General features: G+C 42.3%; 6 protein-coding genes and 1 pseudogene. 1 reads left to right on the forward strand and 6 read right to left on the reverse strand.

Translation table 11 applies throughout. From position 1 onward, the window contains the following. Positions 1-26: 26 nt before the first annotated feature. From FYJ75_RS09515 to FYJ75_RS09530, 5 genes are all read right to left on the reverse strand, one after another. Complete coding sequence (locus FYJ75_RS09515; protein ID WP_235907060.1) at positions 27-800, reverse strand: response regulator; 774 nt, start codon at positions 798-800, stop codon at positions 27-29. Then, entirely contained in the window at positions 793-2,367 is a 1,575-nt protein-coding gene (locus FYJ75_RS14490) for a hybrid sensor histidine kinase/response regulator (protein WP_235907061.1), read from the reverse strand. The genes FYJ75_RS09515 and FYJ75_RS14490 overlap by 8 nt, the downstream gene beginning before the upstream one ends. Before the next feature lie 42 nt (positions 2,368-2,409). After that, complete coding sequence (locus tag FYJ75_RS14495) at positions 2,410-3,669, reverse strand: sensor histidine kinase (RefSeq protein ID WP_235907062.1); 1,260 nt, start codon at positions 3,667-3,669, stop codon at positions 2,410-2,412. A 146-nt stretch (positions 3,670-3,815) separates the two neighbouring features. Beyond that, on the reverse strand, positions 3,816-5,075 hold the full coding sequence (locus tag FYJ75_RS09525) for a cytosine permease (protein ID WP_235907063.1): 1,260 nt from the start codon (positions 5,073-5,075) through the stop codon (positions 3,816-3,818). A gap of 279 nt (positions 5,076-5,354) precedes the next feature. After that, complete coding sequence (locus tag FYJ75_RS09530) at positions 5,355-6,503, reverse strand: PucR family transcriptional regulator (protein ID WP_154430221.1); 1,149 nt, start codon at positions 6,501-6,503, stop codon at positions 5,355-5,357. A gap of 166 nt (positions 6,504-6,669) precedes the next feature. On the opposite strand from FYJ75_RS09530, the gene FYJ75_RS09535 reads away from it, so the two are divergent. Then, a complete protein-coding gene (locus FYJ75_RS09535) occupies positions 6,670-7,329 on the forward strand; it encodes a cysteine hydrolase family protein (RefSeq protein WP_154430222.1) in 660 nt (219 codons plus the stop codon). A 34-nt stretch (positions 7,330-7,363) separates the two neighbouring features. On the opposite strand, the pseudogene FYJ75_RS09540 reads toward FYJ75_RS09535, so the two are convergent. Beyond that, a pseudogene (locus FYJ75_RS09540) lies at positions 7,364-7,720 on the reverse strand (cupin domain-containing protein); the annotation flags it as partial. Between the last annotated feature and the right edge of the window lie 147 nt (positions 7,721-7,867).

Here is a 7,867-nt window from a genome sequence, read left to right on the forward strand (position 1 = left end):
CGCAGATTTTCAGCACTGTAAAGGGTCTAATTTTCCTGTTCGGCCCGCTCCGCAAAAAAATGGTCGATCGCAGTGTGGAGACTCTGTGGGTCCATGTTTTTTAAGAGGTAACCGTCCGGTTTTAAAGCCATGACATTTTTCACGGTTTCTGCATCATTTTTGCCGGTAAGGAAAATGATCGGAATGTCACGAAATTCCGGATCTTCACGAAGCATCTGCATGACCTGTTTGCCATCTACGATCGGCATTGCATAATCCAAGAGAATCAGATCCGGGGTGTTCAGAGTGAGGTATTTGATCGCCATTGCACCGGAGTTGGCGAGAATAACCTGGTATTTGTCATCCAGCAGCTTTTTGATCTTGCGCAGAATGATACCGGAATCGTCAACAGCAAGGATGGTCTTTTTCTTTTTCTGGTAAAATTCATCGACCTGGGAACAAATACTGTCTACCATTTCGTTCACATTGACAGGTCTTGTAAAAATGCCATTGATCATCTGCTTTGGAATGGAATGCCATATGACCTCAAGTTCCTCTACATTGCCCATGATGAAGACCGGGATTTTATTTTTCAGTGCGTGATCGACCATAATTTTGATGCCAACGGTCTTTTTGAGCAGTTCCGAGCTGGCGCAGATCAGATAACCGATCGGATGCTCCTGGTTGACAATCGCACTGGTGGCTGCAATGTTGACGATAGATGTATGCATTTCATGTTTTTCAAACGCGCTCTGAAATGACTGCGCGAGATAACTCTGCTCCTCCATCATAATGAGAAACTGTTTTTTTCCATCATGCATGATGTTTTCCTCCCTTTTTCTGTTTCAGTAAATCAATCATGTCGGTTGTCAGGTTTATGACGTCCTCCATTGCAACGTCATCTACGAATATGCGAAGTTTTTCCATGGATTCTTTCAGGTATTCAGGCACTTCAAAGCCTTCTAACTGTTCCATTGCCTCATCTGCTCCATCGGTGTCAAATTGTTCCATACACTGATGCAGACGATCTAAAACAGCAATCCAGGTATCAGCAGGAACTTCTTTTTGATCATGTTCTTCCTGAATATAAGGAAGCAGGATCGTTTTCAGGCTTCGGTACATATCTAACATAGGAGGGGTTTTCTCCTCTAATGCTTCTTTATTCTGGCTGGTTCCATATGCTTCCAGCTCTCCGGCTGCCTCAGATAAGGCAGGCAAACCAATCAGCAGTGCGGAATTTTTCAGGGAATGGACTTCAATGGTATAATCCTCGATCAGATCTTCCTGCAGAAATTCTTCGATCCGCTTTGCGTTGCGGTCGATTGTACGGTAAAAGATCTGGATGGATTTTAACAATGTGGATTCCGAACCACAGCATTGTAAACCTTCTTTATAATGAAAAATACCATGAGCATCCTCTGGAATATCCGGGGCGTTTTCCTGTTCGGAAGAACCGGAAAGAAGTTCTCTGGCTTCTTCCGGAGTGACTTCTTTTACAAGATTGTCAGGAAGCCATTTACGGATCTCATTGCAGATATTCCTGAAAATAATTGGTTTTGCAACAAATCCGTTCATTCCGGCATCGGTAAATTCTTTTCTGGCATCGGTCATCGCATTTGCGGTAAGGGCAATGATCGGCAGCTTTTGATATTGTGGCTCAGGAAGGGCACGGATTGCCCTGGCTGCTTCGGTGCCATTCATAACAGGCATCATGTGATCCATCAGTACGAGATCGTATTGTTTCTGCTGAACCATTTCAACAGCCTGACGCCCGTTTTCCGCGGTATCAATCTGCATCTGAAGCGGTTTTAAAAGATCCTGTGCAACCATAAGATTCATGGTATTGTCATCGACCAGAAGAATATGGGCGTCCGGTGAGGTGAATAAACTTTCTGCCTCTTTATCAATAATACTGTTCTGGCGCAGATCGTAATTGATCTGGGAAATCGGAGTAGCATCAACAATGCCCTGTTCAATCTGGAAATAGAATTTGCTGCCTTTTCCATATTCGCTCTCGACGCCGATTGTTCCTCCCATCATATTGACGAAATTTTTCGAAATTGTCAAGCCGAGACCCGTTCCTTCAATGCGCCGGTTTTTTTTCATGTCCACACGCTGGAAGGAATCAAACATGACTTTCTGGTCTTCTTTGCGGATTCCAATGCCTGTGTCTTCTACTTCATAGTACAGAAGCACCTTGTCCTGTTTCTGCTGAAGCACGCGGACAGAGAATTTTACATGTCCCTTCTCGGTATATTTGATGGAATTGTTGACCAGATTGGTGATGATCTGCCGGATGCGTCCCATATCTCCGTTTAAAGCACATGGGATGTTCTGATCGATGTCGCAGATCAGTTCCAGAGGCCGATTTCCAATACGGTTTTGCATTGTCATTTCCAGATCGTGGAACAGGGAAAGCGTATCGTATGGCTACGTGATCAGCTGCATTTTCCCGGATTCGATCTTGGAAAAATCCAATACATCGTTGACAATCGTAAGCAGAGCCTGACCGGAACTCTGAATATTGAGCAGATATTCCTGTTCTTTTGGCGAATGCTGGGAGCGGAGCATGATCTCTGTGATGCCTACGATGGAATTCATCGGAGTACGGATCTCATGGGACATGTTTGATACAAAGGTGGATTTGGCCTGGTTGGCGGCTTCCGCCTGTACAACGAGTTCTTTCATGCGGTGGTTCTGTTCCATGATTGCTGTGATATCCACAATAGTCATCATATAACCCTGAATGAAATTATTGTTTTTTAAAGCGGTTTCTTCGATCTGGTAATGATGGCCGGAGAGATCAAGGTATCCGTTTTCGCCTTTCAGAAATTCATAAATTTCAGGGTCAGAGTTCATGGCACGGAGCTTTTTTGTGGAGGAAACAAGCGTTTCGGCCATTGGATTTAAAAATAAAAACTGATATTCGGGGTCTGTTACGATCAGGGCTTCTTTTAAGCTGTCGATAATGTAGTTTTTGGCATTTTTGACGGGATCAAACAGTCCGTATTTCACGACAGCAATACTCATAAATACGCAGGACAAAAGAATGCCGAGAGGTGTAGGGTCATCACCTTTTAAGACACCGAGAATGCGCAGAGAAAGCAGGATCATCGGTGAAAGTATGGCTGCAAGCAGTATTGCATGAAGTTTTACACGGTAGGGCATGCTTCGTTTGGAAAGATAGGAGGAGATGACGACGGTCATGGAGCCGAGGATCTCCAGCACAAGAAATGCCATATAGACATAATACATCGGTGCAGCGGTAATCTCTAAAGTATAACCGCTTAAGTTTACTTTGGATGGTGCCATCCAGTAAGATTTATAGTAAAGATGATGGTAATCAACGGTGGCAATCAGAAGATAAAATGCAACATTAACGATAAGAAGCGAGTTGATAAACCAATGTGGAATCCGCACGTTTCTCCAGCGAAGGATGAACATCAGGGCGCAGTAATTGGCAAAACACTTTCCGAGGTATTCCATTTTCCCCAAAATGAGAAGTGTTTCTTCCTGACCACCTACGATATAGATGCATTTGGCTACCAGGGCAACCAGGCAACAGGCAATCGTAAGTAAAAGTTCGCTTTTGTAATTGGTGTCTTCTTTCTGGGATACGATCACCAGCAGACTGAATGCGATAAAAACGCCAAACATGTGAAGAATAAACCACGCAGCCGCATATGTCATATTTTTATTCTCCTTATCGTAAAAAGGTGCAGAAGCACCGGTTGTCTTTTGCATAAATAGTACAAATTTACTAATATTTATTATATAAAAACAGAGGTGGGAAGTCAATCTTTCCACCTCTGAGCTTAATGACGGTATTTCCTTGTTTATGCGGCTGATACCACTTTGGCTTTTACCGGATGAAAGACAACAGAGAGAACAGCCTCCAGCACAAATGCAACGATGATGCAGTTTACCTGGGTAATGCCGAAGTGGACATAGTTGGTAGCAATACCAAGACCCCATGCCACAAATGCCTGCCATTTGATTTTTGGAATAGATCCATCTTCTAAGGATGGATAACCTGCGCGGTATGTGACGAGATAATCTGCAATAAATACACCGCCGAGAGCCGGAATTGTAGTTGCAAGGAAGTTGATAAAGTTGCCAAAGTAGTTATAGAATCCGACAACGGCACCAATCGTTCCGGCAAGACCAAATCCTAAAACCAGATAGGTTCTTTTCGCTGGGACTGTATTTCCAAGAGAAAGAGAACCGGAGTACACACAGCCCTGTGCAGTTGACCAGATGTTTAAGATCATGACGATAAAAGCAGGAGCGAGAAGTCCCTGTGAAGCCAGTACGTAGGTAATATCAGAATAACCTGTTGCGATAGCACCGACTGCTCCAAGTATGATCATTAACGGGTTTGCAAGGATCATTGCAAGAAACATGATGATCAGAGTTTGTTTTTTATTTTTGGCGAAACGCAGTACGTCAGGGGTGAACGATACTGCACCACATACGAAAGAGCCAATGGAAAGAGAAACCAGTTCGTTAAATGATAATGGATTGTCTGGCTGGATACTGAATAATCCAGTAAGACCACCGGTGCTTTTTACGCTTAATACAATCGAAATAATACCGAATATCAATACAAGTGGAACTGCAATATCGCTGAGCTTGGACATCCATTTCATGCCGAAAAGTGCGGTGATTGTCATGCCAACACCACCGGCAATTGCAATTGGAATGATTGGAAGAGCAGGGAATAAGGCATTGGATGCCTGTCCGATCATGTATGCGTCGACTGAAAACCATCCGATCAATGTCAGAACAATCATAAGTGATATGACATGGGAGCCGTAGGTTCCAAATGCGTATCGGCACAGCTTACCGAAGGTTAATCCGGTTTTCAGTGCGATCAGTCCCATAAAACTTCCAAGTACCAGAAGGATCAGGCTTCCGACTCCAAGTGCTTTGAGAAGTGTTGCAAAATCCGTTGAAACGCCCATGGTTCCACCAACCTGCATACCGGTAACAACAAATACATATCCGATCCATACGACACAGATTTCCCAAAAACTTTTTCTCTGTGACATTGGAACACTTGTCTGGGAGAATTCTCCATCTTTTTTATTTTCCATATCATGTACCTCCTTAAAAAAATAAGGCGTCATAAAATGAAATAACATTCATTTTATGGCGCCATTGCCTTACTTGTTTCTTTTTTTGATGCACATCTGTTTCAATGCAAAAGGGGTCAAATGCCTCAGCATTCAACCCCTTCGTGAATTCATGCACTGATATTAGCATAGGAATTTTTAAAAACCAATGTATAATATGCACATAAAATTATTTCGTAATATGTATAAATTGTTTTGCGTTTTTGGTTTCTGTGCAATGTAAACAGAAGGTCCGGGGGCTCAGATAAAGTGCCTAAGATACATGACATTCATAATTTCGCGGCGGACATTGTAATCGCTGATATCGATCTGCAGCAGGGAATAGATTTTCTCAAGTCGTTGAAGAAGGGTATTGCGATGAATAAAAAGGTGTTCTGCGGCTTTTGATATATTAAAGTTATCCATCTGAAACTGATCAAGGGTCTCGATCAGTACGGTGTGCTCGGAAGACATAAGCGGTGCGAGATAGGAGTACACATAGGTTCGGATTTTTTCGCCCTGATTGCTGTCATCAATGAGACGGAGCAATCCAAGATCATCATAAAATATGATATTCTGTGTCTGGTTTGACTGTAAAAAGCGAAATGCGGAAACTGCTTCGTAATAGCTGTTTCGGTAGCTGGAAAGCTGTTTATAATAATTTCCGATACCGAAAATGACATGGACATCCGGAAAGACGGTCGTTGTCTGCGAAATTACATGTTCAAGAGTTTCGGTCAGATGTTCCTGTTCCGGAAGAAATGCTACAATATGTCCGTTATGGTTCATAACCATTGCTTTTTCGCTGTTATGAAATCCGGTATGAAGACATCTCTGGATATAGGTATATATTTCTTCATGGTGTTTGTCCGGGATACAGTCTCCAATCAGAACGCAGTGTGGAGTTTCGAGGTGAAAACCATAAAATGCTGCCTGCTCGAGAATATATTCCTCATTGATATCTGCAAACAGGACATTCTGCATGAGTTCCAGAATCCGGGATTCTTCCATCTGTTTGCGGATAATATAATCATAAACGGTATTTAAGATCTCTCCGAACGGAACATCCCATGACAGGGTAAAAATCGGGAGTTTCAGCTGATCGGCAAGATCTTTTGCTTCCGCAGGGATTACAGGAAGGTAAGTATCGCTGATCTCAAATGCGATACAGGCAGCTTTTCCTTTTTGAGCATTTTCAATCAGTTTCAGAAGCTGATCCGTCTGATCAAGATGAAGTCCGACACCGTTTACAAGCAGAAATTCACCGCCTGCCATCCATTCATTAAAGTTCATAAGCTGGGCAATATTGGGTCTTTTTACAATTCGTTTTAAACCATTCATTCCGGCTACGAGGGTAAGACGGTTTTTTTTAAAATAATCCAGTTCCATAAGATCCTTTACATATACCATAGGTGCCTCCTTATATCACTTTGTACATATTTTCTATAAATTATATGTATAATTTGCATATTGTCAAATAGGGGGACAAATTTTATCCTAACGATATCACACAAAGGCGTTGGAGATAAACATCCAATGCCTTTTTCAGTTTATGTAAGAAAGGAATGGTGATGTTATGAGTAAAAGATATTGGGAGTGGAAGTCCTCTTTTCCGGTAAAGGCTGAGGATGCGGCATTTCTTATCATTGATATGCAGAAGGGATTTGTAGATGAGGGTGGATGCCTTGAGGTTCCGATGGCACGGGAGCAGCTGCCGGTTATGGTAGATTTTATGGAATTCTGCCATGAAAACAAGATATCGGTATATAAATCCGTTTTTGCCCAGGGACCGGATTTTTCTTATGATTTTTATTGGAATAAAAACAAAGAACGCGGACTTATGGATGAGAATGGAGACTATCGTTTTGCAATTGGAAGTGAGGAATGTGAAATGACAGGGGCTCTTGATAGTGGCGCACAGGATATTGTCTTTCCGAAGTATGGATATGACTGTTTTGCATATACGAAACTGGATCAATGGCTGAAAAAAGAGAATAAGAAAACGCTGATCATCTGTGGAACGGTTGTTAACTGGTGTGTAGACAGTACCGTGCGGAGTGCATACCATAAAGGATATCAGGTGGTCGTGCTTGCAGATGCTGTAAGTGGATATGATCATGCAGGGCTGACGGGCAGACAGTGGGTTGAGACAGAACTTGATCTGTTTGGAGAGGCATTTGCAAAAGTGGAAAGTGCAAGGCAGTTAGAACAAGAAATATCTGATAACAGAAAATAGGCAGCTGTGCGGCTGCCTATTGGGTCAAAAAATATTATTCTAAAACTAATAATAATGCCATTTTGAATTTGCCGTTTGCGGTTACACTGTGCAGACCGTCTTTGTCAAAACGGAAATTCTCACCGGCTGAAAGGGTGTAATCTTTGCCTTCGTAACCGATCGTAGCCTGTCCTTCTAGTGCAAAAATGATTGCATTGCCTGGTGCACGGTGTGGCTGAAGTCCGGTTCCTTCATCAAAAGCCATAAGAACGAATTTCATGGTATCGTTGCTTACGACATCAAGGTTTGCAATGCTGCCTTCCTCGTACTGGATAAGGTCTTTTAATTTGAATACTTCGCCTGATTTGATAATGTTGTTCATAGTAATCTCCTTTTTTATAATAATTTCTGTTAGGTGTTTGCGAAACGCCAAAAACCGCATAAATACGGCATTTTTTGTTGTTAAAATAAAATATCTCCTCAAGGTTTATGGTAAAATAGAGTTGCGAAAAAATATCAACCAATCCACCTAAAGGAGATATACCTACATGATAACACA

The sequence above is a fragment of the Roseburia porci genome (genome assembly GCF_009695765.1).
GTDB classification, from domain to species: Bacteria; Bacillota; Clostridia; order Lachnospirales; family Lachnospiraceae; genus Roseburia; species Roseburia porci.

What these genes read in the sequence shown, in the direction of transcription:
- FYJ75_RS09515 (WP_235907060.1), bottom strand. Translation starts at nt 800, where the DNA reads ATGCATGATGGAAAAAAACAGTTTCTCATTATGATGGAGGAGCAGAGT.
- FYJ75_RS14490 (WP_235907061.1), bottom strand. Translation starts at nt 2,367, where the DNA reads ATGCAAAACCGTATTGGAAATCGGCCTCTGGAACTGATCTGCGACATC.
- FYJ75_RS14495 (WP_235907062.1), bottom strand. Translation starts at nt 3,669, where the DNA reads ATGACATATGCGGCTGCGTGGTTTATTCTTCACATGTTTGGCGTTTTT.
- FYJ75_RS09525 (WP_235907063.1), bottom strand. Translation starts at nt 5,075, where the DNA reads ATGGAAAATAAAAAAGATGGAGAATTCTCCCAGACAAGTGTTCCAATG.
- FYJ75_RS09530 (WP_154430221.1), bottom strand. Translation starts at nt 6,503, where the DNA reads ATGGTATATGTAAAGGATCTTATGGAACTGGATTATTTTAAAAAAAAC.
- FYJ75_RS09535 (WP_154430222.1), top strand. Translation starts at nt 6,670, where the DNA reads ATGAGTAAAAGATATTGGGAGTGGAAGTCCTCTTTTCCGGTAAAGGCT.